This is a genomic window from Luteibacter anthropi (assembly GCF_023699965.1).
Classification (GTDB): Bacteria; Pseudomonadota; Gammaproteobacteria; order Xanthomonadales; family Rhodanobacteraceae; genus Luteibacter; species Luteibacter anthropi.
In genome coordinates this window covers 4,306,775-4,331,224 of sequence record NZ_CP077072.1, presented here as the reverse complement: position 1 = coordinate 4,331,224, position 24,450 = coordinate 4,306,775, and the positions used below count along the sequence as shown (strand labels likewise).

Below are 24,450 nucleotides of genomic sequence, written 5' to 3'. Positions count from 1 at the left end.
AGTTGCCAGTTTGCGACACCCCGCCTATCCCCTCACGTCGTCCCTGTGAAAACAGGGGCCCAGTGCGGTGCGGTGGATTTTCGCGAGAGGGCTCCCTACACACAAGCCGATGCAACGTGGCGGTGTTTACTGGTGAACTGGGGCGCTGGGTTCCTGCGTTCGCAGGAACGACGAGCTGTGAGATTGCAACTCCCCGCCTATCCCCTCACGTCGTCCCTGCGAAAGCAGGGACCCAGTGCGGTGCAATCGATTGTCGCGAGAGGGTCACCTACACACAAGCCGATGCAACGCAGCGGTGCTTACTGGTGAACCGGGGCGCTGGGTTCCTGCGTTCGCAGGAACGACGGGTTGCGAGATTGCAACTCCCCACCTACCCCTCACGTCGTCCCTGCGTAAGCAGGGACCCAGTGCGGTGCAATAGGTTTTTGCGGCGGTGCCACCTACACACAAGCCGATGAGGCGTAGCGGTGTTTGCTGGTGAACCGGGGCGCTGGGTTCCTGCGTTCGCAGGAACGACGGGTTGCGAGATTGCAACTCCCCACCTACCCCTCACGTCGTCCCTGCGTAAGCAGGGACCCAGTGCGGTGCAATCGATTGTCGCGAGAGGGTCACCTACACACAAGCCGATGCAACGTGGCGGTGTTTACTGGTGAACCGGGGCGCTGGGTTCCTGCGTTCGCAGGAACGACGATCAGATGTCCTGCCAGTCCACCATGCCGTCGATGATCGTGTTGGTGCGGCCGCCGACCCAGACGGCCTCACCGTCGATGCGGATGATGATGCGGGCATCGTGTCCCACCTCGCGGCCCTGGCTCACGATGTAGCCGCGTGACAGCGTGCCGCTGGTATCGCGAGCGGCCACGTAGGCGGCGATGAGGCCGTTGGCGGCGCCGGAGGCCGGGTCTTCGACGATGCCTACGCCTGCGGGAAACGCGCGCACGGCGAGGCCTTCGGCCGAGCGGGCGAAGACGCACAGGCCCAGGGTATCGGTGGACAGGGCGAGGCCACGAATGGCTGCGTGATCCGGGCGCCAGGCGCGCAGTTCGGCTTCATCGGCAAATTCGGCGACCCACCAGCGGCGTCCGCCCTCGACGCAGGCCGGGGGCAGGGTGCCCAGGCGCACGCCATACAGCACTGACGACAGCGTTTCGCCGCCGCACGAGCCGTCACCCACGATGCGCGCCTTCGGCGACTGGACGAACAGTTCGCGGGACGGACCCTCACCCTCGACGAGGATGGGCAGGACGCCCGCACCGCACTCCTGCCAGACGATGCCATCGGCACCAGGCCGGATGAGACCGGCGTCCAGCGCGGCGTGCGCACTGCCGATCGTGGGGTGCCCGGCGAAGGGAATTTCCTTGCTGGGCGTGAAGATACGTACGCGATAGTCGGCCTTCGGCTCGCGCGCGGGAAGCAGGAACGTGGTCTCGACCAGGTTGGTCCAGTGGGCGAAGCGCTGCATGCGCGCGTCGGACCAGCCGTTGGCCTCGACGACCACGCCGAGGGGGTTGCCGCCGCCGTGGCGGGCGGCGAAGACATCGAGCTGCTTGTAGCGGATGGAGGACATCGGGGGACGCCAGGAGCGGGGGGATGGCGGGACATGATAGCCGTCCGGATGCCCGGGGGCACCGGCACGGGGAATCGACATCCGCCCGCGCAGCCGCCAAGATGCGCGCTGGCTAGACGCGTAAGGACGCAGTTTCACGCATGATCACGCTGCTCATCATCCTCGTGACCTGTGTGGTCTCGATTATCGCTTTCCGTAACCAGCGCCTCATGGATGACCTCATCCTGTGGCCGCCGGCCCTGAGCCGCAGCCGCGAGTACTACCGGCTGGTGAGCTACGGCCTCGTGCACGCGGACGGCGGTCACCTGTTCTTCAACATGTTCTCGCTGTATTTCGCCGGCCGGATCATGGAAGGCTTCTTCACTGCGGCCATGGGCCCCCTGGGCTTTCTCACCTTCTACATCGGCGCGCTGGTGTTCTCGATCCTGCCGTCCTATCTCGCCAACCGCCGCAATGCGGGATATCGCAGCCTGGGCGCTTCCGGCGCCGTGTCGGCGATCCTGTTCGCCTTCATCATGCTGAGCCCCTGGTCGAAGATCTACCTCATCGTGATCCCGATGCCGGCGATCCTCTACGCGATCCTGTTCGTGGTGTATTCGGTGTACATGGACAAGCGCGGCGGCGACAACGTGAACCACAGCGCACACCTTTGGGGCGCGCTCTATGGCGTGCTTTTCACCGTGGCGATGAACCCGGCCGTGCTCCCCCGCTTCCTGTCGCTCATCTCCCAACCGCAACTCTTCTGAGCCTGAAGCTGAACTTTTCCGACACTTTTATGTGACTTCGGGCCACAGCTGTTACATCATTCAACTGCCCGGCGCGCAATGCGGTTCGCCGCATTCGTCCGGCATGCACGCGACTTTCCCCGGAGGGGGCCTTCGCGTCCGCAATTACCGCAGGAGGAATGAGCGCATGGCAACGACCCGAAAGTCCGCCGCGAAAACATCCGCGGCACGCAAGACAGCAACCAAGAAGACCGCACGCAAGGCGGCCGCCAAAAAGGCCCCGGCAAAGAAAGTCGCTGCCAGCCGCAAGGTGGCCACGAAGAAAACCGCCCGCAAGGCAGCCGCCCGCAAGGCCGTGAAAAAGGCGGCCGTTCGCAAGACCGCCACCCGCAAGGCTGCTCCGCGCAAGGCAGCGGCGAAGAAGGCGGTGGCGAAGAAGACCACCGCACGCAAGGCCGTGGCGAAGAAATCGCCGGCACGCAAGGTCGCGGCGAAGAAGGTCGCCACTCGCAAGGCGGCGGTGAAGAAGGCTCCAGCCCGCAAGGTGGCGGCGAAAAAAGCCGTGGCAAGGAAGACGCCTGCGGTAAAGACTGCTCCGACCAAGGCCGCCCCGAAGAAGGCCGTGCCCAAAAAGACGGCCCCTACAAAGGCTGTGACGAAGCGCAGTGCGGCTCCCGGGCCCGTTACCCGTCCAGCGGCACCGCGCACGAAGCCACGCGCCAAGCCGGCCGAAGCGCCTGTGGCGCATATCACCCAGGAAGAGGCCGTGGCCCACATCCAGGCCTTGCTCGACGCCAAGCGCGAACGTGACAGGCAACCACCGGCATGGCCCGGCGCGGACGCCCACGGCAATCCGGGCAGCGAGCCGGGCAACGAGCCCAATCCGGCGCCGAAGACGCCATCGCCCGAAGCCAGCTACGCCAACAGCGCGCACGAGCGCGGCGACCAGCAGAAGAACAAGGGCTGACACGCTCAGCCTGAATGCAAGGAAAGGGGCGCACGGGCGCCCCTTTCCTTTTAGCGTGTGTTCAACCGACAAAGCGCAGCGTAGGACATAACCTCTCACATCCTGGTTATCGTCCCATGCGCCGGCTCACCCTGTGCTTGATCGCTCTGGCGGCCACCTTGCCGCTTGCGGGTTGTTACTACGATCCGGATTACGGATACGTACGCAACGGCACGGGCGGGGATGCCTACTACGGCACCGAAACCACGACAGTGGTCTCTCCCGGTTATGTCGATCCGGGGTTTGGCTACTACGACGGTTACGGCTATGGGCCGGGCTGCTGCTATTCCACGATCGGTGTCGGCACCGTCTGGTACCACGACCGCTATCCGGGCTATTACGGCCGTGACTGGCATGGCCGGCCGCCGCCGGGAGGCTGGCATGGCGGTGGCTGGCGCGGTCCTCCGCCGGGTGGCTGGCGAGGCGGCGGTCATGGCCCTCCGCCGGGCGGATGGCACGGTGGCGGTGGGCATGGTCCTCCGCCAGGAGGCTGGCATGGGGGCGGCGGGCGTCCGTCCGGCGGCTGGCATGGAGGCAACGGAGGCAACTGGCACCACGACGGGCACTGATGACGACCCATGGTGGGCATGGCCCGCATCGATGTCCGGGCAAATGCGAGGCGTGAAAACACTAGCCTGACCAGCCCGTCTTCTGGCTGCAGGCTGCGTGATCCGACGCCCGCCATTTTCCCTGCCATCCGTTGCCATCGTGGCACTGCTCGGTTGCACGGCCGTGCAGTCGCTGTCGCAGCTACCCCGGCCCTCCGTGGCGCTCGTGGCGTGTGCCCTCTTCGTTGCCGCGTGCATCTGGCTGCGTCATTCGCCGGCGTGTCACGTCACGCTGCTGCTGGCCTTTGCGGCATGGGCCGCCTTTCATGGCCAGCGCGCCATGGATGCCCGCCTTGCGGCAGGGGCCGAGGGGCTTGATGTACCGGTGGAAGGCCATCTCGCAGAACTGCCCCGACAGCGTGGCGTGGATCGGACGTTCGTGTTTCGCGTGGACACACGCCAGGCCTCCGGAGCCCGCCTGCGAGGAAACATCCGCGTCACCTGGTATCGCCCACGAGGCAATACGCCGGCCCCCTGCGAACGCTGGCGGCTGCTGCTGAGGCTGCGCCGCCCGCGTGGCGGCGTGAATCCTGGCGGTGCCGACATGGAACGTACGGCGCTTCAACGAAACATCATTGCCACGGGCTACGTGCGTGAGTCGGGCGAGAACCACAGGCTAGCCGTATCGACCTGCGTGGATGGCTGGCGGGACACCATGTCACGCGCGCTGGATCGCGCCGTCGGCGCCCACGAGGCGCGCATGCTCAAGGCACTTGCCCTGGGCGACACCCGTGGGCTGGACGCGGCCGACTGGAACACGGCGCGGGCGACGGGTACCTCGCACCTCATCGCCATCTCCGGCTTTCATGTGGGAGTGGCGGCAGCGGGGGGCATCGCCGCGATGCGCTGGATCTACCTGCTGCTTCCCGTTCTGGCCGGCCTGCTTCCCAGGCCTGTCGGGCAGGCGCTCGCAGGTCTTGTCGTTGCCGGCACCTATGGTGTGTTTGCAGGGCTGGGCCTGCCCACGGTGCGCAGCCTGCTCATGGCCTTTGCCATCGTCCTTGCCGGTGTCGCGCGCCGCCGCGGGCGTGGATTCCATCTGCTTGCATTGGCTGCCCTGGCGATGCTCGTGGTCGATCCGCTATCGGTGCTTTCGGCGGGGTTCTGGCTGTCCTTTGCCGGTGTCGCCTTTCTGATGCTCTGCGTGTCCGGGAGCATCGGCGGCTGGCGTTCCCGCGTGGCAGCCATGCTCAAGGCGCAGGCGGCCATGAGCATCGCCTTGTTGCCTTTGTCGTTATGGCTGTTTGGTACGGCTTCGTTGCTGGGGTTTCCGGCAAATCTCGTGGCAGCTCCCGTGGTCAGCTTCGTCGTCGTGCCACTGGCGCTGCTGGGTTGCCTGCTCGCACCGTGGCCCTGGCTGGCAATGGTGCCCTGGAAGTTTGCCGCACTGGCGATGGGCCTTGTCGGTGGATGGCTCGATGCCATGGCCCGGTGGCCGGGCGCACACGTTGCCGTGGCCGACAGCGGTGTGCTTCCGGTGTTGCTGGCGACGCTGGGCGCGGCGTGGTTGTTCGTGCCCCGGGGCGTACCGTTGCGCATGTATGGCGTGGCGTTGTTTCTGCCGCTCGCGATGCCACGTCACGAGGCGCCCGCGCAGGGCGCGTTCCGCATCTGGGTGCTCGACGTCGGCCAGGGGCTGGCTGTGCTGGTGCAGACGCAGGCACATACGCTGGTTTACGACGCCGGGCCATCGTGGCCCGGCGGGGACGCGGGGCAGGGCGTCGTGCTCCCTTCGATATCCGCGCTGGGCCTGGGCACCCTCGATGCGCTGGTGGTGAGTCACGGCGATAACGATCATGCAGGCGGTGCAGCGGCCATCGTCGCGGCGTATCCCACGGCACGACGATGGTCCGGCGAGCCGGAGCGCCTGCCGTTCGCATCGGAGCCTTGCGTGCCTGGGGTGCACTGGCGCTGGGATGACGTGGATTTTCGCTACGTCGACACCGGCGCGGGTTCTACCGACAAAGGCAACGAACGCTCGTGCGTACTGCTCGTCGAGGGTGCGGGGGGCAGGTTGTTGCTCACCGGCGATATCGGTGTCCGTTCGGAGCGGCGGATGGACCCGGGTGCCCTGACCTCGGCGCTCCCGACGGTGACCACCGTGGCCCATCACGGCAGCCGGCATTCCTCGGACGCCGGCTGGCTGGCAACGGTGAAGCCCGCTATCGCCGTGGCCTCGGCGGGATGGCGCAATCGCTTCGGTCATCCGCATCCCGATGTGCGGGCGCGCCACGAAGCGGCGGGCACCCGGATGCTGCTTACCGCCGAGAGCGGTGCCGTCGCCATCGATTTTCCCGCCGACGCGCCGCCGCGGGTGCATCGCGAATGGCGCAGGCCGAAGGATCGCTACTGGCGTGAGTGAATCGGCGCTTCGTGTTGCGGCGCAGTTTGACATATCAAATTTAGAACGATTTAAATGAACGGATCGACCAAGAGAGAAGGGGTTCAGGGGTGAAGGCATCGAAACAGGTATGGGGCCGGGCTGCGCTGGCCCTGGCAGTGGCTGTCGCCTTGCTGCCCGCGGGCGCATGGGCAGCAGATCGTGGCTTCTCCTCTTCCTTCGAGAAGAGCGATCCGACGCCCGTGAAGGCCGCTTCGGGTGGCCTGTCCCTGAGCGTGGTCGGTGGACCGCCGCAGGACGTCGTGCTCACGGCCAAGGCAGATGTCGGCTTCACCGGCATGCATTCGCTGCGCTACGCCGCCACATCGACCGGGGCCCCTCTCTCGGCGAAGCTGTTCAGCGTGAATCAGGCCATCGAGGCCGGCACCCAGCTCTCCTGGCTTGTCTTCCCGCGCTCGGTGAAGGACGACCTGTCCAATCCGGCCAATTACGTCTCCATCGATCTCGTGTTCGACGACGGCTCGCGGCTCTCCGCGCTGAATTTGGCCGACCAGCATCGCGTACCTGCGACCGCCGCAGGGCAGGGCGCCGGCCGGGTGCTGTATCCGGACCAGTGGAACTACGTGAGCGTGGATCTTTCCGCAGCGAAGGGCCGTCATGTAAAGGCTATCGAGGTCGTGACCGATGCCCCTGCGGGCAAGGCCTTCGAGGGCTGGATCGACGACGTGCGCCTCGGTGCCGCCACGACGGTGGCCAGCGACCGGCCGACGGATCACGTGGACACCCGTCGCGGCTCCAACGCGAACGCCAATTTCTCGCGGGGCAACAACTTCCCTGCCGTGGCCGTGCCGCACGGCTTCAATTTCTGGACGCCGGTGACCAACGCCGGTTCCAACTGGCTTTACCAGTACCAGGATCGCAACGGCCCGGATAACCGTCCGCGCATCGAGGCTTTCCAGCTTTCGCACGAACCCAGCCCGTGGATGGGCGAGCGCCAGACCTTCCAGGTCATGCCGGCCCAGGTTGCTGCTGGCGCACCGGCGCTGAAGCGCGAAACGCGCGCCCTGTCGTTCGGTCACGACGCCGAGCTGGCGCATCCGGATTACTACCGCGTGCGCTTCGACAACGGCATCGTCACCGAGATGACGCCGACCGACCACGCGGCGATGTTCCGCTTTACCTTTACCGGCAAGCGCGCGCAGCTGGTGTTCGACAACCTCAACGACCAGGCGGCCGTGACGCTCGACCCCGAGGGCCGTGCGCTGCAAGGCTGGTCGGACGTTAAGAGTCACCTCTCCACAGGGGCCACGCGCCTGTTCTTCTACGCCAGCTTCGATCGCCCGGTGAAGGAAAGCGGCCGTCTGACCGGTGAAAAGCGTGACGCCGCGTCTGCCTGGTTCGGCTTCGACACGTCAGGCCACGACAGCCGCACCGTGACGATGCGCATCGCCACCTCGCTCATCAGCGTGGATCAGGCCAAGGCCAACCTCGCGCAGGAAATCGCTGCAAACGACAGCTTCGACACCGTGCGCGAGCGCGCCCGCAAGGCGTGGGACGACCAGCTCGGCATCATCAAGTTCGAAGGCGCCTCGCCGGACGAACTCACCACGCTGTATTCCAACCTGTACCGCGTGTTCCTGTACCCGAACCACGCCTACGAAAACACCGGCACGAAGGACGCCCCGGTCTGGCGTTACGCCAGCCCGTTCTCGGCGGCCGTGGGCGAAAACACGCCCACGCAGACCGGCGCCCGCGTGCTGGACGGCAAGCCCTTCGTCAACAACGGCTTCTGGGATACCTATCGCACGGCGTGGCCGGCCTACGTGCTGCTCACTCCGGTCGAAGCGGGCAAGATGATCGACGGCTTCGTGCAGCAGTACCGCGACGGTGGCTGGATCGCGCGCTGGTCGTCACCGGGTTATGCCGATCTCATGGTGGGCACCAGCTCCGACGTGGCCTTTGCCGATGCATGGCTGAAGGGCGTACGCAACTTCGACGTGTCGTCGTTCTACCAGTCGGCGATCCGCAACGCGTCCACCGTGAGCGATATCAAGGGCACCGGCCGCAAGGGCATCGAGCGCTCGCTGTTCAACGGCTACACCGACGATCACGTGGCCGAAGGCCTCTCGTGGTCGATGGACGGCTACATCAACGATTTTGCCATCGGCAATCTTGCGGCAGCCCTGGCGAAGGACAAGCCCACCGGCGACAACTATGCCGCGTACGCCGACGACGCCCGCTGGTATGGCGCCCGCGCGCTGGGCTACGTGAACCTGTTCGACCGCGACGTCGGCTTCTTCGTGGCGCGCGACCCGGCCGGCAAGTGGCGCTGGGGTGCGAAGGATTTCAATCCGCTGCGCTGGGGCGGTGACTACACCGAGACCAACGCCTGGAACATGGCCTTCCATGCACCGCAGGATGGCGCAGGCCTGGCGGCACTCTACGGTGGCCGTGAAGGGCTGGGCGCCAAGCTCGACACGTTCTTCTCCACGCCGGGCAAGTTCGACGTGGGCGACTACGGCGACGTGATCCACGAGATGCTCGAAGCGCGCGACGTGCGCATGGGGCAGTACGGTCATTCCAACCAGCCCTCGCATCACATCATCTGGATGTACGACGAGGCCGGCCAGCCGTGGAAGACGCAGGACAAGCTGCGCGACGCCGTATCGCGCCTCTATGTCGGCAGCGAGATCGGCCAGGGTTATCCGGGCGACGAGGACAACGGCGAGATGTCGGCGTGGTGGCTGTTCGGTGCCGCGGGTTTCTATCCGCTGCGCATGGGTACGCCGGAATACGTGATCGGCGCGCCACACTTCCCGCATATGAGCATCCGCACGGAAACGGGCGCGGTGATCGACATTCGTGCCCCGGGTGTAAGCGATACGAATCGCTACGTGCAGTCGCTGACGGTGAACGGAAAGCCCTGGAACCGCCTGGTACTGCCGCACGAGTTGCTGGCCAGGGGAGCGACGCTGGATTTCGTGATGGGTCCGAAGCCGTCCACGTGGGGTACCGGCGCCGATGCGCTGCCGCCGTCGATCACGGCCGATGGCGCCATGCCGGCACCGTTCCACGATGTCCTGCGCAAGGAGGACGTGACGCTGGACGGCAAGGCTTCTGCTGACGTCGCTGCCGCGGTCGACAACGATTCGTCGACCGAGCTGGCGCTGCCCACCGGCAAGGCAGTGATCGTCGATCGCCTTGCCGCTCCGGCCACGGTGGCGATGTACACCATCACCTCGCCAGCCACCGCCACCGCGCCGTCGGCATGGAAGCTTGAAGGTTCCACCGACGGCAAGCGCTGGACGCTACTCGACCAGCGCAAGGGCGAGGTCTTCCCGTGGCATCGCCAGACCCGGGCCTTCACGGTGGCCAAGCCCTCCACCTTCGCCCATTACCGCCTGAGCTTCGAAGGCACGACCCCGACAGCCGTGGCAGAACTGGAACTGCTCAGCCGCTAACACCCCCCCTGTAGGAGCGCGCCTTGCGCGCGACCGGTTATCGCGAAAATCTGCATCACCGCGATACCCGGTCGCGCGCAAGGCGCGCTCCTACAGGGCTGTCGGGTGCCCGGTTGCAGAGCCGCCCGGGCCTCACATCGCGTTGTAGGAGCGCGCCTGCGCGCGACCGGCCCACGGCGAATCACTCGCTCCGCGCCGGTCGCGCGCGAGGCGCGCTCCTACAACAGCCCCGGGGGCTTGCGGCCCGGGTTGTGAAGGGCGGCGCAGTCCCGAGGGCGGGCCCTGCTATCATGCCCGCCTGAATTGGTACCTCCGGGGTTCACGTGCTCGAGATCCTTCTGGCTGGTGGCTGGGCGCTGTTGCCCATCCTCGTCTGCTCCCTGGTCGCCCTGGCGATCGTGTTCGAACGTTTCTGGGCCCTGCGTCGTGCGGCCGTGCTTCCTCCGGGCCTTGGCGCCGAAGTGCGCCAGTGGGCGCGCTCGGCGCAGCTCGATGCGGCCCACCTGGCGGCGCTTGAGAAGGGTTCGCCGCTGGGCGAGCTGTTTGCCGGCGCGCTGGCCGTGCGCGATCGCCCGCGCGACATCATCAAGGAGCGCATCGAGGACACCGGCCGCCATGTGGTCCACCGCATGGAGCGCTACCTGAACACCCTGGGCACCATCGCCCTCATCGGCCCGCTGCTCGGCCTGCTGGGCACGGTCATCGGCCTCATTCGGATGTTCCTCAACGTGATGGCCGGCGGTATCGGCGACCCCACGAAGATGGCCGGCGGCATCGGCGAAGCGCTGATCTGCACCGCCTTCGGCCTGGTCGTATCCATCCCGGCCTACGTGCTGCACCGTTACTTCCGCTCGAAGGTGAGCGGCTACGTGGTGCAGATGGAAAAAGAGGCCACGGCCCTGCTCGACGATCTCTCGGCCCCGCGCACGGCGCCGCGTCGTCGTACCGCCACGCCGGAAGCCGCGGCTGCGCAGGCCGATTGATCCATGCGCATCGGTTCCCGTCGTGAAGACGATTTCGAGATCAACGTCATTTCGTTGATCGACGTCCTGCTGACCCTGCTGATGTTCTTCGTGCTGAGCACCACCTTCATCGAGCATTCGCGCCTGAAGGTGAACCTGCCCAAGGCCGATGCCGAAGCCCGCGAAGCCACCGACAACGCACTCAATCTCGTGGTGGACCGTGACGGCCACTACGCGGTGGGCAGCGACGAGGTGCCGGGCGAAGGGGTGGAATCCCTGAAGACCGCCATCGAGCGCGTGGCCGGCAGTGATCGCAGCCGCCTGGTGGTGATCCGCGCCGATGCCATGACGCCGCACCAGAATGTCGTCCGCGCCATGGATGCGCTGGGACAGCTGGGCTTTACCCGCCTGTCCATCGCGACGACGCCCAGCGAGGCACAAGGCAAGTGAGCGCCACCAAGAAAGTGTCGGTCTGGGATCGCCAGACCTGGCAGACGTACAAGCGCCTGCTGACCTACACCCGCCGTTTCCGCACGGCAGGCTACATCGCCATCGTCGGCATGATCATCGACCCGATCTGCCTGTCGCTGTTCACCGGCATGCTGAAGCCGCTGATCGACAACCTGTTCGTCGACAAGGATCCCTACACGATCTTCTGGATGCCGATCTGGATCGTGGCGATCTTCAGCGTGCGCGGCTTTGCCTCCTACGCCACCGACTACGGCATCGCCTACGTCGGCCGCAACGTGGTGCAGGCCATTCGCGTCGATGTATTCGCCGCCTACCTGCGCCTGCCCGCCGCGTTCTTCGCGAAAGAGCCTTCGGGCCAGCAGATCTCGCGCATCACCTACACCAGCGAACAGGTGGCCTCGGCCTCCGCCGATTCGCTGAAGGTGGCGATCACCGAAGGCCTCACCGTGGCCGGCATGCTGTGCGTCATGCTCTACCAGAGTGCCTATCTCGCGATGGCGCTGCTGGTGCTGGTGCCTTGCGTCGTGGCGATCGTCACGGTCATCAGCCGTCGCTACCGCAAGATCAGCAAGCGCATCCAGGGCAACATGGGCACGGTCACCAGTGCCGTGGAAGAGGCTGTCGCCGCCAATCGCGAAGTGCGTATCTACGGCGGCCAGGAACACGAGACCCAGCGTTTCGGTGAAGTCGCCGAGCGCCAGCGTCGCCTCAACCTCAAGGTGAACTCGACCAGTGCGATGTCGAGCGCCACGATCCAGACCACGGGTGCCGTGGCGCTGGCGACCCTGGTGTTCCTCGGCACGCGGCCCGACGTGCTCAACAGCATCACCCCGGGCGTATTCACGTCGGTGCTCACCGCCATGGGCGGCATGCTGCCATCGCTGAAGCGTCTTGCCGGCATCCAGTCGAGCCTGCAACGTGGCGTGACGGCGGCCGAAGACCTCTTCGCCATCATGGACGAGCCGCCGGAAGTCGATCATGGCACCGAGGAACTCGTACGCACGCGCGGTGATATCCGTTTCGAAGGCGTGCAACTGGTCTACGAGCGCAACGACCACGTGGCCCTGCGCGGCGTCGATCTGGTCTGCGCACCGGGCACGGTCACGGCCCTCGTGGGTCGTTCGGGCAGCGGCAAGTCCAGCCTCGTCAGCCTGCTGCCGCGCTTCTACGAGCCCTCGGGAGGAAAGATCCTCATCGACGGTCGCGACTACGCGCAGTACACGCTGGCTTCGTTGCGCAAGCAGATCGCCTGGGTAGGCCAGCACGTGGTGCTGTTCGACGATACCGTCGCCGCCAATATCGCCTATGGCGAAATGGCCGGCGCCTCGGAGGCGGACATCATCGAGGCGGCGAAGGCCGCCAACGCAATGGAATTCATCGAACGCCTGCCGCAGGGCCTGCATACGCAGATCGGCCAGGGAGGCAATTCGCTCTCCGGCGGCCAGCGCCAGCGCATCGCCATTGCGCGTGCCATCCTGAAGAACGCGCCGATCCTCGTGCTCGACGAAGCCACCAGCGCGCTGGATACGGAATCGGAGCGCCTGATCCAGGATGCGCTGACCCGCCTCATGCGCGACCGCACCACGCTGGTGATCGCCCACCGTCTTTCCACCATCGAACATGCAGACCAGATCGCCGTGATGGAGCAGGGCCGCATCATCGAACTGGGCACGCATCGCCAGCTGCTGGATATCGGAGGCCAGTACGCCGCGCTGCACCGCATGCAGTTCCACGAGCAGGCCACGGGAAACTGACCCCGTGGCCCTGGGGGATGCGCTGACGCGTCGCTGGTACCGGGGGGATGCGCCCCCCTTGTGGACGCGTCCGCTCGAAGCCCTGTATCGCCACGTCGTAAAGCGCCGGGCAAAAGGTTTTCGCGACGATGCGTCGCGCGTCGTTCACTTGCCGGTACCCGTCGTGGTCGTCGGCAACATCACCCTGGGTGGCACGGGCAAGACGCCCTTGATCGTCGCCCTGGCGCAGGCCATGCGCGCCCGCGGCTTCGTCCCGGGCGTGGTGAGCCGCGGCTATGGCGGCAGCGAACGCGGCCCCTATCTGCTGAGCGAGGACGACAGTCCCGCAAAGGTCGGCGACGAACCCTGCCTCATCCGGCAGAACGGTATTCCCGTCGCCATCGGCAGGGAGCGTCCCGAGGCGGCTCGCCTGCTGGTGGAGATGGGCTGCGATCTCGTGCTGGCCGACGACGGCCTCCAGCATTACCGCCTGGGTCGCGATCTCGAAATCTGCGTAATCGACGGCGAGCGGCGCCTGGGCAACGGGCACCTGTTGCCGGCCGGCCCGCTGCGCGAGCCTGTGGAACGCCTGCGCGACGTGGATTACATCGTGGTCAACAGCGGCAGTCCTGCGGGGGGCGAAGTGCCGATGACCCTGGAAGGCGGCGTCGCCGTGAACATGGACGATCCGACCTTGACGGCGCCGCTCACGGATTTCGCAGGGCGCCCCGCGCATGCCGTCGCCGGCATCGGCAACCCGGCGCGTTTCTTCGCCAGCCTTGCCGCGCAAGGCATCGCAGTAGATGGACATCCCTTTGCCGACCATCACGCCTTTACCCGCGACGATTTCATCTTCGCCGATGGCTGCCCCGTGTTGATGACAGACAAGGACGCCGTGAAATGCCGGGCCTTCGCGCGCGCCAACTGGTGGCGGGTGCCGGTGCGTGCCGTGTTGCCCGAAGCGTTCTACGACGGCATCGCTGAGCGGGTGCGGAATCTTTCCCGCACCCGATGACGTCATGCGTGTCGGCGCCCGATGAGGATCACGACCAGCGCAGCCACGACGAACACGGCCGACAGTCCCGGAATCACGGCAGGCCCCACGGCATTGATGAGCAGGCCGCCCAACAGCGCGCCCAGGCCGATGGCGGCGTTGAACACCGCCACGCTGATGGAGGTGGCAGCGTTTTCGGTGCCTTCCATGGTGGAGGCTTCCTTGAACACGGATGTCTGCAACAGCACGGGAAGTGCGCCATACGACGCTCCCCACAGTGCAAGCACGGCCATCGTCGTGGCGTGGTTCGTCGCGGCAAGGTTCATCCATGCGAGGCTCACCGCCATCATCACCGTGACGACCACGAGGCAGGCGCGCAACGATCTGGCGGCGAACGGGCCGATGGCGAAGTTGAGGATCACGCCGGCCACGCCGTAGACCAGCAGCATGAGGCTGACCTGCGTCGCCGACAGGTGCGCCACTTCTTCCAGATACGGCGTGATGTACGTATAGGCGAGGAAGTTACCGGTAACGATCAGCGCCGTCGTGGCGAAGATCGCCAGCAGCGGGCGGTGTCGGAAAATAGAGCGCAGCGCACCGCGGATCGGCGCCTGCGGCAGGCGCACGGCCGGCACCGACCACGCCAGTGCAACGAACACACCCAGGCTCAGCATGCAAAGCGCGGCGAACACGGCTCGCCATCCGTCATGCTGGCCGATGAGCGTGCCGGCAGGAATGCCCAGCACCGTTGCCAGTGACACGCCACCGAAGACCGTGGATGTGGCACGTATCGCATGTTTCGGCGCCACCAGATGCACGGCCGTGACCACCGCCGTGGACCAGAACACGCCGATGGCAGCGGCCACGAGCACGCGCCCCAGCAAGACGACGCCGTAACCTGGTGCAAGATAGGTGACGAGGTTGCCGAGGCAGCAAATCGCCAGAAGGCTGGTCATCAAGGCCTTGCGATGGATGTTGCCGAGCAGGCCGGTCAGGGGAGTGGCGGTCAGTGCCACCACGAAGGAAAAGCAGCTCACGAGGTAACCCGCTTCGCCCAGTGATACATGCAGGCCTTCGGCCATCGCAGGCAAGACGCTGACCGGCATGAGCTCGGTGCTGACGAAGCAGAAGCAGCCCAGTGTGAGGGCGAGGATCGCGGCAACGCTGCGCAACGTGGAAAGATCGGGCCGGGATGTCGACGCATCCGGCGCGGTGGCGGTGAAATCCATGGGGAGGTCCATAGCGGTAGACAAGGAAAATCGCGAGCAGGTTTACGGCCGCCCGCCGGGCGGTTCGCGTGTCGCGGTGCATGGGAATGGTGCGTCGCAGGGCACCGACTTGCGATAGCATGAAAGGAACTTGATTGATGCCTGTGAGTCACCAATGCGAGAGCTGAGCACCCAGTTGCTGGAGGGCGTGGACGTCATGTCTGCCGTGGTGGACACGGGCAGCTTCGGCGGCGCCTCGGAGGTCCTGGACATGTCGCCTTCGGGCGTCAGCAAGGCCATTGCGCGGCTGGAGTCGCGTATCGGCATCCGCGTGTTCGAGCGTACGACGCGCTCGGTCCGTCTCACGGACGAGGGGCGGCGGTTCTACGAGCAGGTGATGCCGCTGATTGCCGCGCTGGCGGAAGCCACGGGCAATGCAGCGGGGGACGCGCGCAAGGTGCGCGGGCGCTTACGGGTCAATGTCGATCCCTTGTTCGCGCAGCTCGTGCTGGGGCCGAAGCTCGGCAGCTTCATGGACACCCATCCCGAACTGGAAATCGAACTGCGCAGCAAGGACGAACTGGGCGACCTGGTCGCGGATGGTTTCGACCTGGCGATTCGCTTCGGCCATCCGCAGCCCTCGTCACTGGTGGCACGCAAGCTGTTCGATACGCATGTGCTGGCGGTGGCGTCGCCTGCCTACCTGAAGCGTTTCGGTCACCCGAAAGACCCGCATGACCTCGAACAGGAGCACCACCGCTGCATCCAGTTCAGGGAGCCGGTGACCGGTCGTCCGTTTCCGTGGGAGTTCCAGCACGGGCGCCGGAAGATGACAGTCCGGCCGCACGGCATGCTCACCTTGAACGATCCGGGCACGCTGCACAGCACCTGCCTGGCCGGCCTGGGCATCGGCCAGCTCTTCGAACTGGGCATCGGGGACGATCTTGCGGCAAAACGCCTGATCAACCTGTTTCCCGACTGGTCCGACCATCGCTTCCCGCTCTACGCCTACTACCCCTCCCGCCACCACGTACCGGCCAAGACCCGCACCCTCCTGGACTTCGTCATCAGCCTGGCCCACCTGTGAAGCGCGCCTCGACAATGCCCCTGTAGGAGCGCGCCTTGCGCGCGACCGGTCCAGGGCGAATCGTTTCCGCTTCGTACCTGTCGCGCGCAAGGCGCGCTCCTACAGGGGAAGGGGCCAACGAAAAACGCCCCCGAGGGGGCGTTTTTCTTTCAGCACCATTAACTGCGGCTTACTGCACGCGGCTGACGTTGCCCTGTTCGTCCACGACAACGATGTCGCCATTGCGAATCGCCGAGGCATCCTTGACCTGCACGTTGGTGTAACCACCGGTGCCCATCTTCAGGCGCAGGGTGTAGCTCTCGCTGCCACCACCGGTGCCGATGGCATTGCCGGCGAAGCCGCCGCCCACCGCGCCGCCGGCGGTAGCCAGGAGACGACCCTTGCCCTTGCCGACCTGGTTGCCGAGTACGCCGCCGGCAATGGCGCCGATGACGGCACCGGCCGTGCCGTGGTCACGGCCCTGGGTGATGTTGTGGTCGATGCTCTGCACGACGCCGCACTGGTCACAGCGCACGTAGATGCCATCGGGACGCGTGAGCGTTGCAGCCGACGCGGGAGCGGCGATGGCCGTGGCGAGAAGGGCGGCCATGGGGAAGCCGAGGACGGTCTTGAGGTTCATCGGGATGTCTCCTTATCTCACGGTCTGGGGATCTGCCGTGTACGCCCCCAAGTCTAACCATGGAGACTGAACCGAAAGCGAGCAAAATTCTCACTTCCCGCACGGACACCGTGGATACTACGCCGATGAGCACTGCCATCGTCTGGTTCCGTCGCGACCTCCGCCTTGCCGACCACCCCGCACTCACCGCCGCCATGGCGGCACACGAGCGCATCCTGCCGATTTACATCCACGCCCCCGACGAGGACGGTGCCTGGGCACCCGGGGCGGCCAGCCGCTGGTGGCAGCACCACTCGCTGACGTCGCTGGATACCTCCCTGCATCGCCATCATGGCGCCTTGCAGCTGCTGCACGGCCCCAGCCTCGAAGCACTGCGCGCCGCCATCGAAGCCAGCGGGGCCTCGGCGGTCTACTTCCATCGTCTTTACGAGCCCCTGTCGCTGCGTCGAGATGCGGCGGTCATCAAGGCGCTCGAAGACGACGGCATCGAGGTCCATGTCCTCAACGGCTCCCTCTGGTGCGAACCCTGGGAACTGGCGACAAAACAGGACGAACCGTACAAGGTGTTTACGCCGTTCTGGCGCAACCTGCGGCCGCGCATCGACGGCAGTGACCCCATGCCGGTGCCTTCGCCCCTGCGGCTCGCCAGCCTGCCTCGCTCGGCATCGCTGGACGATTTCGGCCTGCTTCCCGAACTGGATTGGGCCGGCGGCTTTGCCGAATGGACTCCGGGCGAGCAGGGCGCCGCCGACATGCTGGACCTGTTCGCCGACGACGCGGTAGGCCACTACCCGGAAGGGCGCGACCTGCCGGCACGCCATGGCACCTCGCGCCTGTCGCCACACCTGCACTGGGGTGAGATCACGCCGCGCCAGATCGCCTCAGGGCTGCGCGAGCGACTGGCCCGACGTCGCAACGGTGCCGACATCGAGCCCTATCTGCGCCAGCTGGGCTGGCGTGAATTCGCCCACCATCTGCTCTATCACTTTCCGAAAACGCCTACCGAAAACTTCAACCCGCGCTTCAACGGCTTCCGCTGGGCAAAGCGCGACGCCCATGCGCTGCGTCGCTGGAAACGCGGCCTGACCGGCATCCCTATCGTGGATGCCGGCATGCGCGAGCTATGGGCGACCGGCTGGATGCATAACCGCGTGCGCATGCTCGTGGCGAGCCTGCTTACCAAGAACCTCCGCCAGCACTGGCTGCTGGGCGAGAAGTGGTTCTGGGACACGCTGGTGGATGCGAACCTCGCGAACAACGCGATGGGCTGGCAGTGGGTGGCGGGCAGTGGCGCGGATGCCGCGCCGTATTTCCGCATCTTCAACCCGGTGACCCAGTCGGAGAAATTCGACCCCGACGGCAGCTACATCCGCCGCTGGGTGCCCGAACTGGCGAAGGCGCCGGGCCGCCTCGTCCACGCACCGTGGGAAGACGAGGCATTCCTGAAGCGCTCCGGCTACCCGGCGCCGCTGGTAGACCTGAAGGAAACGCGCGAGGCCGCGCTTACGGCGTACCAGAGCCTGCGTTCCGCTCCTTGAGCAACAGGGCGAGCACAGGCGGCGTGATCATGGCGGTGAGCAGCGACATTGCCACGATCACGGCGTAGATCTTCTCGTCGAACACGCCGGCTGCCAGCCCGAGGCTGGCGATCACCACGCCTACCTCGCCACGCGGCACCATGCCGAAGCCCACGATGGTGGCGCCGCGCCGTCCGAGGCGCATGGCGCCGAGAAAGCCACCGGCCAGCTTCGACACCACGGCAATCAGCGTGACCACCGCGAGCATGCCCAGCGCACTGGCGTTGGCCAGCTCGGCAAGATTGACCTTGGCACCGGTGACGACGAAGAAGAACGGCGTGAGGAAGGCCAGCAAGGGCGCGGTCTGTTCTTCCAGCTGGTGCCGCTGGCGGGTTTCCGAGGCGATCATGCCTGCAAGGAAGGCGCCGATGATCGCGGCCAGGTGGAACTTCATGGACAGGTAGGCCAGGCCCAGGCACAGCGCAAGCACGATGCCCAGCGCCGACATCGGGCTGCTGGGTTTATCGAGCCAGCCCGAGCCGCGCCGCATCACGCGCGTGCCGCCCCAGCCGATCACTGCGACAAAACCCACGGCGCCAAGCAGGGTGCCGGCGAGGCTGCCCACGTCGACCGAACCGCCGCCCTGGAGCGACGAGACCACGCCCAGCAGCAGCATGGCGAGGATGTCGTCGATCACGGCCGCGCCGAGGATGATGCGGGCTTCCTGGCGTTGCAGCACCCCCAGCTCCTGGAGCACGCGCGCCGTGATACCTGCCGAGGTGGCGACGAAGGCAGCCGCCACGAACATCGAGCGGATCCAGTCGAAACCCGAGCCATGCGCCCAGAGGGCACCGAGGCCGAAGGGCAGCAGCACGCCGAGCACGCCGACGAGGAAGGCACTGGTGCCCACGCGCTTGAGATCGTCGAGCCGTGTTTCCAGGCCGACTGAGAAAAGTAGGAGGATCACGCCGATTTCGGCCAGCACGTCGAGCGGCGTGCCGGTGGCGATATCGGGTAGCGATACCCAGCCCAGCGCCGAGGGACCGACGATGCAGCCGGCGGCGATTTCGCCCACGACCGAGGGCAGGCGCAGGCGCTGGGCGATTTCGCCGCCGATCTGTGCGGCGACGAAGATGATGAAAAGCGTGAGCAGGATGCCCGCGGAGTCGTGCATGGAGGTGTCCCGGAACAGCGGCGCAGGAGGTGCGCCGGTTCCGAGAGTAACCCGTGAAGCGGGTCAGCCGGGAGTCGTCTCCGGCCGCGTGTCGCGCAGGCGGCTGAAGATCCAGCTGGCGGCCAGCGTGATCATGCCCAGGATGACCACGGACCAGCGGAAGGCGTGCACATAGGCACCGGCATCGCGATTGTCGAGGAAGCCGGCCATGAGCAGCGAGGCCATGGCGATGCCGAAGCTCATCGACAGGTATTGCGCCGTGGATGCCATCGACGAGGCCTGCGAGGCGTAGCGGACATCGAGGTCCACGTAGGCCAGCGTGTTCATCGAGGTGTACTGGATCGACATGATGGCGCCGTACACGCCCACGTACGAGGCGATGAGCCAGGTGGGCGAGGCAGGCGAGAGCAGGGCGAAGCCACACAGCACGATCGCCACGCCGATGGTGTTGCCCAGCAGCAGGCGACGGTAGCCGAAGCGGGTGAGCAGGCGGTCGATGAAGGGCTTCACGGCGATGGAGCCCAGCGCCTGCGGCACCATCATCATGCCGGCCGCCAGTGGTGACCAGCCGCAGCCGATCTGCAGAAACAGCACCAGCAGCAGGTACATGCCCGACACGCCCAGCCGGGTGAACAGGTTGCCGGCCAGCGACACCCACACGCTGCGCACGCGCAGCAAAGAGAGGTCGCTCACCGGATGCGCCACGCGCCGGCTGTGTCGCGCATACAGCGCGCCGAGGCCGATCGAGGCGAGGGCATAACCGCCCACCATGAACCAGTGGCCATCACCGCCCGCCGTTTCCGCGGCCATGAGCATCAGTGCAGAGGCGCCGGCAAACAGGAGGAAGCCGAAGGTGTCGAAAGGGTTCGCGCGATCGAGGCGGTACTCCGGCATCTCGCGGCGATTCAGCAGCAGGCCCACGATGCCAACCGGCACGTTGATGAGGAAGATCAGCCGCCAGTTGGTGAACTCCACCAGCGCACCGCCCAGCAAGGGCCCGAACACCGAACCCAGCAGGCCGAAGGTGGCGACGGTAGTCATGGAGCTGACGAATTCGCGCCGGTCGATGCTGCGCACCAGCACATAGCGCCCCACGGGCATCAGCGCCGCACCGCCCAGCCCCTGGATCACGCGCGCCATCACAAGCTGCGGCAGGCTCTGCGCCAGGCCGCACAGCAGCGAGCCCAGCGAGAACACGAGAATCGCCCCGCCGAATACGCGGCGCGTGCCGAAGCGGTCGCACAGCCAGGGACTCATCGGGATGAACACGGCCAGCGTCAGCACGTAGCAGGTGAGGGCGGTGCGCATGCTCAGCGGCGTGACATCCAGCGCGCCGGCGATGGCCGGCACGGCGGTGTTCACGATGGTGGAATCCAGCGCCTGCATGAAGAAGGCGGCCGAGACCAGCCAGATAAGCCCCCGGTAACGCGCCCGGCTGGACGGTTGAGCGGGTGCGAGTGCCGGCCGGTCGGAGGGAAGCGGGTGTACGTCGGTTCGGTCGGGATTGTCGATGACGTCGTCGAGGGGCATGGTACCGGGCATTATAGCCCACACGGCTCATCGGCTCCCTTGCATTTGGAACGACATCGGCCGACAGTTGTCGGTTGTCTCCGCCAGACGCATCCATCACGGATCCTCCACATGTCCCAAGCCATCGCTCCCGTCGAAGCCGTCGAACGCGCCGCCGACCTGCGTCGCCGCATCGAAGATGCGAACTACCGCTACCACGTGCTCGACGAGCCGGACATCAGCGATGCCGAGTACGACCGTCTCATGCGCGAGCTGGAGGCACTGGAGCGCCAGTACGCCGATCTGGCCGTGCTGGATTCGCCCACGCGCCGGGTGGGTGCCCGTGCGCATGGCGGCTTTGCCGAAGTCACGCATGCCGTGCCCATGCTGTCGCTGGGCAACGCGTTCGAGCAGGAGGGCAACACCGATCGCGAAAAATATCGCGAAGTGGCCGACTTCGAGCGTCGCATCGAGCAGACACTGGGTCGGGCGCAGCCAGTGTTCTCGGTCGAGCCCAAGCTCGATGGCCTCGCCATCAGCCTTCTCTACCAGGACGGTGTCTTCGTGCAGGGCGCCACGCGCGGCGATGGTGCCGTGGGTGAAGATGTCACCGCCAACCTGCGCACGGTGAAAGCCGTGCCGTTGCGCTTGCGCGGCAACGACTGGCCGCGCGTGCTGGAAGTGCGCGGCGAGGTCATCATGCCGCGCGCCGCTTTCGAGGCTTTCAACGAACGCGCCCGCGAGGCCGGTGACAAGCCCCTGGCCAACCCGCGCAACGGCGCCGCAGGCTCGCTGCGCCAGCTCGATCCGGCGGTAACGGCGAAGCGTCCGCTGGCCTTCTTCGCCTATGCGGTGGGCCGCGTGGAAGGCGGCGAACTGCCCGACACTCACTCGGACACGCTGGCGAAGCTGCGCGAATGGGGTTTTCCGGTATCGCCCGAGGTATCCACGGCGAAGGGCTTCGAAGGCCTCATCCGTTATTTCCGCCGCATCGGCGAGAAACGCGACAGCCTGCCTTACGACATCGATGGCGTGGTCTATAAGCTCGACGACTACGAAGGCCAGCAGGAGATGGGTTTCGTTTCGCGCGCACCGCGCTGGGCCATCGCCCACAAATATCCCGCGCAGGAGCAGATGACCACGGTCGAGGGCATCGAGATCCAGATCGGCCGCACGGGTGCCGCCACGCCCGTGGCCCGTCTTGCCCCCGTGCAGGTGGGTGGTGTCACCGTCACCAATGCCACGCTGCACAACGCCGACCAGGTGGCTCGCCTCGACGTGCGCGTAGGCGATACGGTGATCGTGCGTCGCGCTGGTGACGTGATTCCCGAGGTTGCCCGCGTGGTGGAAGAGCGCCGTCCGGCGAAGACCGTGGCCTGGGCCATGCCCGCCACGTGTCCGGTCTGCGGTTCGGCCCTGCTGCGCGAAGAGGGGGCGGCGGCTTACCGGTGTTCCGGTGGATTGATCTGCGCCGCGCAGCGCAAGGAGGCGATCATCCACTTTGCCTCGCGTCGTGCGATGGATATCGACGGCCTGGGCGACCGCTTCGTCGATGCGCTGGTCGAGTTCGACATGGTGAAGACGCCGGCCGACCTGTATGCGCTCACCGTGGAGCGTTTCGTCGACATGAAGCGCCGCGCCGACGAGCGCGACGGCACCACGCCGGAAACGGTGAAGCAGGGCAAGGTGGCCACCAAGTGGGCCGAGAACCTCGTGGAGTCCATCGAGGCCAGCAAGAAATCCACGCTGCCGCGCTTTCTGTTCGGACTGGGCATCATGCATATCGGCGAGAGCACGGCCAAGACACTGGCGACATGGCTGGGTTCGCTGAAGGTGGTCCGTCGCACACCCGCCCCCGTGTTGCGCGTGCTGCCGGATATCGGTGACGAAGTGGCGAAATCCATCGCCGCGTTCTTCGCGCAGCAAGGCAACGAGAAGGTGGTGGACGATCTGCTGAAGGCGGGCATCACCTTCTCCGACGAAGGCCAGCCATCGCCCAAGCTGCGCGAGCGCCTGGGCCTGGATGTACTGCTCGATTCGGCGCGCGTATCGAAGCTGGGCCCCAAGAGCACGGCGATCCTGGCGAAGAACTACGCCAGCCTCGATGCGCTCATCAAGGCGGGCGAACACCAGTGGATCGTCGCTGGCGTGCCGCAGGCCGCGGCATCCAATCTTTCGGCTCACCTGGCCGACCATGCGTCCGAACTGCATGCCAACGACAAGGCCATGCGCGCATTGCTCGATGCGCTGCCAGCCAAATCCGTATCGGCGTTGCCGCTGGAAGGCCACACCTACGTGATCACCGGCACCATGGCGACACTCAAGCGCGACGACGCCACCGAACGGCTCGAATCGCTGGGTGCCAAGGTGGCAGGCTCGGTGTCGAAGAAAACCACGGCGGTGTTCGCGGGCGAAGCGGCCGGCTCCAAGCTCGACAAGGCCAACGAACTCGGCATCGACGTAAAAACCGAAGATGACCTGATCGCGTTGCTGGCCTCGCATGGAGTTGCACCGTGAGCGAGGCGCTGAAAAACCTGCGCCTGCGCGCGGATACCTATGCACGCATCCGTGCGTTTTTCGCGGCGCGTGGCGTGCTGGAAGTGGAGACGCCGATCCTGTCCGCCGCAGGCAACACCGATCCGAACATCCAGAGTTTCAGCACGTGTTTTTCGGGCCACGTGGATGCCGGCGCCCGCGAGCGCTGGCTTCGTACATCGCCCGAATTTCCGCTGAAGCGCCTGCTCGCGGCAGGCGTGGGCGATTGCTACGAACTGGGCCGCGTGTTCCGCGACGGCGAGGCCGGTGGCCGGCACAATCCCGAATTCACCATGCTGGAGTGGTACCGCGTGGGCTGGGACGATGCGCGCCTGTCGCGCGAGGTGATCGACCTGCTGGAGCAGTTGCTGTTGCAGGCCGGACGCACGTTCGACGTGGTCGAGACGACGTATCGCGGACTCTTCCACGATGCGCTGGGCGTGGACGCGCTCTCCGATTCGGTGGAGCGGCTGCGGGAAACACTGGGCGATATCGGCCTCGATGGCGAGGGCCTGGGTCGCGACGACTGGCTCGACCTGTTGATGACCCATCGCATCCAGCCGTCGTTCCCGCGCGACCGCATCACCATTGTTTCCGATTTTCCCGCCAGCCAGTGTGCGCTGGCGCGTATCCGCCACGACGATCCACCGGTGGCCGAGCGCTTCGAGGCCTATGTGGGCCGTTATGAAGTGGCCAATGGCTATCACGAGCTCAACGATGCCTCCGAGCAGCGCGCGCGCTTCGAACGCGACAACGCCGTACGCCGCGAGCGGGGTGTGCCGGAGGTGCCCATCGACGAGAACCTGCTGGCCGTGCTCGACGCCATGCCCGGTTGCGCCGGCGTGGCGCTGGGTGTGGAGCGCCTGCTCATGGTGCTGGCCGACACCCACGCCATCGCCGACGTGCTCGCTTTTCCTTTTTCCGAGGCCTGAC

18 protein-coding genes are annotated in these 24,450 nt (G+C 66.2%); 13 read left to right on the top strand and 5 right to left on the bottom strand.

Annotation, left to right across the window (positions count from 1 at the left end; genetic code table 11):
* Positions 1-691: 691 nt before the first annotated feature.
* Positions 692-1,567, bottom strand: a complete 876-nt coding sequence (locus KR767_RS18330) for a PhzF family phenazine biosynthesis protein (RefSeq protein ID WP_250877336.1) — start codon at positions 1,565-1,567, stop codon at positions 692-694.
* A 140-nt stretch (positions 1,568-1,707) separates the two neighbouring features.
* Between KR767_RS18330 and KR767_RS18325 the strand changes: the two genes are divergently transcribed.
* From KR767_RS18325 to lpxK, 9 genes are all read left to right on the top strand, one after another.
* Positions 1,708-2,313 (top strand): rhomboid family intramembrane serine protease, encoded by a 606-nt coding sequence (locus tag KR767_RS18325; protein WP_166946845.1) that lies wholly within the window; start codon positions 1,708-1,710, stop codon positions 2,311-2,313.
* 166 nt (positions 2,314-2,479) lie between these two features.
* Positions 2,480-3,259: a histone H1-like repetitive region-containing protein gene (locus tag KR767_RS18320; RefSeq protein WP_250877335.1), complete on the top strand. Its 780-nt coding sequence runs from the start codon at positions 2,480-2,482 to the stop codon at positions 3,257-3,259.
* A 116-nt stretch (positions 3,260-3,375) separates the two neighbouring features.
* On the top strand, positions 3,376-3,867 hold the full coding sequence (locus KR767_RS18315) for a hypothetical protein (RefSeq protein WP_166946843.1): 492 nt from the start codon (positions 3,376-3,378) through the stop codon (positions 3,865-3,867).
* Positions 3,868-3,964: 97 nt separating this feature from the next.
* The gene (locus KR767_RS18310; RefSeq protein WP_250877334.1) at positions 3,965-6,268 is read left to right on the top strand and encodes a DNA internalization-related competence protein ComEC/Rec2; all 2,304 of its coding nucleotides are present in this window, start codon (positions 3,965-3,967) and stop codon (positions 6,266-6,268) included.
* A gap of 89 nt (positions 6,269-6,357) precedes the next feature.
* Positions 6,358-9,708: a GH92 family glycosyl hydrolase gene (locus tag KR767_RS18305; protein WP_250877333.1), complete on the top strand. Its 3,351-nt coding sequence runs from the start codon at positions 6,358-6,360 to the stop codon at positions 9,706-9,708.
* A 323-nt stretch (positions 9,709-10,031) separates the two neighbouring features.
* Positions 10,032-10,691, top strand: a complete 660-nt coding sequence (locus tag KR767_RS18300) for a MotA/TolQ/ExbB proton channel family protein (RefSeq protein WP_250877332.1) — start codon at positions 10,032-10,034, stop codon at positions 10,689-10,691.
* A gap of 3 nt (positions 10,692-10,694) precedes the next feature.
* On the top strand, positions 10,695-11,120 hold the full coding sequence (locus tag KR767_RS18295; RefSeq protein ID WP_250877331.1) for an ExbD/TolR family protein: 426 nt from the start codon (positions 10,695-10,697) through the stop codon (positions 11,118-11,120).
* Positions 11,117-12,895: a lipid A export permease/ATP-binding protein MsbA gene (gene msbA / locus KR767_RS18290; RefSeq protein WP_250877330.1), complete on the top strand. Its 1,779-nt coding sequence runs from the start codon at positions 11,117-11,119 to the stop codon at positions 12,893-12,895. Before KR767_RS18295 ends, msbA begins: the two co-directional genes overlap by 4 nt.
* 4 nt (positions 12,896-12,899) lie before the next feature.
* Positions 12,900-13,889 carry a tetraacyldisaccharide 4'-kinase gene (gene lpxK, locus KR767_RS18285; protein WP_250877329.1) on the top strand — a complete coding sequence of 330 codons (990 nt, stop codon included), beginning with the start codon at positions 12,900-12,902 and terminating at the stop codon, positions 13,887-13,889.
* 2 nt (positions 13,890-13,891) lie between these two features.
* On the opposite strand, the gene KR767_RS18280 is transcribed toward lpxK, so the two are convergent.
* A complete protein-coding gene (locus tag KR767_RS18280; protein ID WP_250877328.1) occupies positions 13,892-15,097 on the bottom strand; it encodes an MFS transporter in 1,206 nt (401 codons plus the stop codon).
* A 154-nt stretch (positions 15,098-15,251) separates the two neighbouring features.
* Between KR767_RS18280 and KR767_RS18275 the strand changes: the two genes are divergently transcribed.
* Complete coding sequence (locus KR767_RS18275; RefSeq protein WP_250877327.1) at positions 15,252-16,163, top strand: LysR family transcriptional regulator; 912 nt, start codon at positions 15,252-15,254, stop codon at positions 16,161-16,163.
* A 169-nt stretch (positions 16,164-16,332) separates the two neighbouring features.
* Here the strand turns inward: KR767_RS18275 and KR767_RS21360 are convergent, their stop codons facing one another.
* Positions 16,333-16,782 carry a glycine zipper 2TM domain-containing protein gene (locus tag KR767_RS21360; protein ID WP_279588120.1) on the bottom strand — a complete coding sequence of 150 codons (450 nt, stop codon included), beginning with the start codon at positions 16,780-16,782 and terminating at the stop codon, positions 16,333-16,335.
* 125 nt (positions 16,783-16,907) lie between these two features.
* Here KR767_RS21360 and KR767_RS18265 point away from each other — a divergent pair, with 125 nt between their 5' ends.
* Entirely contained in the window at positions 16,908-18,320 is a 1,413-nt protein-coding gene (locus tag KR767_RS18265; RefSeq protein WP_250877326.1) for a cryptochrome/photolyase family protein, read from the top strand.
* On the opposite strand, the gene KR767_RS18260 is transcribed toward KR767_RS18265, so the two are convergent.
* Both KR767_RS18260 and KR767_RS18255 read right to left on the bottom strand, forming a co-directional pair.
* Positions 18,286-19,473, bottom strand: a complete 1,188-nt coding sequence (locus KR767_RS18260; RefSeq protein WP_250877325.1) for a cation:proton antiporter — start codon at positions 19,471-19,473, stop codon at positions 18,286-18,288. The two genes, KR767_RS18265 and KR767_RS18260, sit on opposite strands and share 35 nt — an antisense overlap.
* Before the next feature lie 63 nt (positions 19,474-19,536).
* Positions 19,537-21,003, bottom strand: a complete 1,467-nt coding sequence (locus KR767_RS18255) for an MFS transporter (RefSeq protein WP_250877324.1) — start codon at positions 21,001-21,003, stop codon at positions 19,537-19,539.
* 111 nt (positions 21,004-21,114) lie between these two features.
* On the opposite strand from KR767_RS18255, the gene ligA reads away from it, so the two are divergent.
* Together ligA and epmA are read left to right on the top strand one after the other, a co-directional pair.
* On the top strand, positions 21,115-23,499 hold the full coding sequence (gene ligA / locus KR767_RS18250; protein ID WP_250877323.1) for an NAD-dependent DNA ligase LigA: 2,385 nt from the start codon (positions 21,115-21,117) through the stop codon (positions 23,497-23,499).
* Complete coding sequence (gene epmA, locus KR767_RS18245) at positions 23,496-24,449, top strand: EF-P lysine aminoacylase EpmA (RefSeq protein ID WP_250877322.1); 954 nt, start codon at positions 23,496-23,498, stop codon at positions 24,447-24,449. The genes ligA and epmA overlap by 4 nt, the downstream gene beginning before the upstream one ends.
* Position 24,450 lies beyond the last annotated feature (1 nt).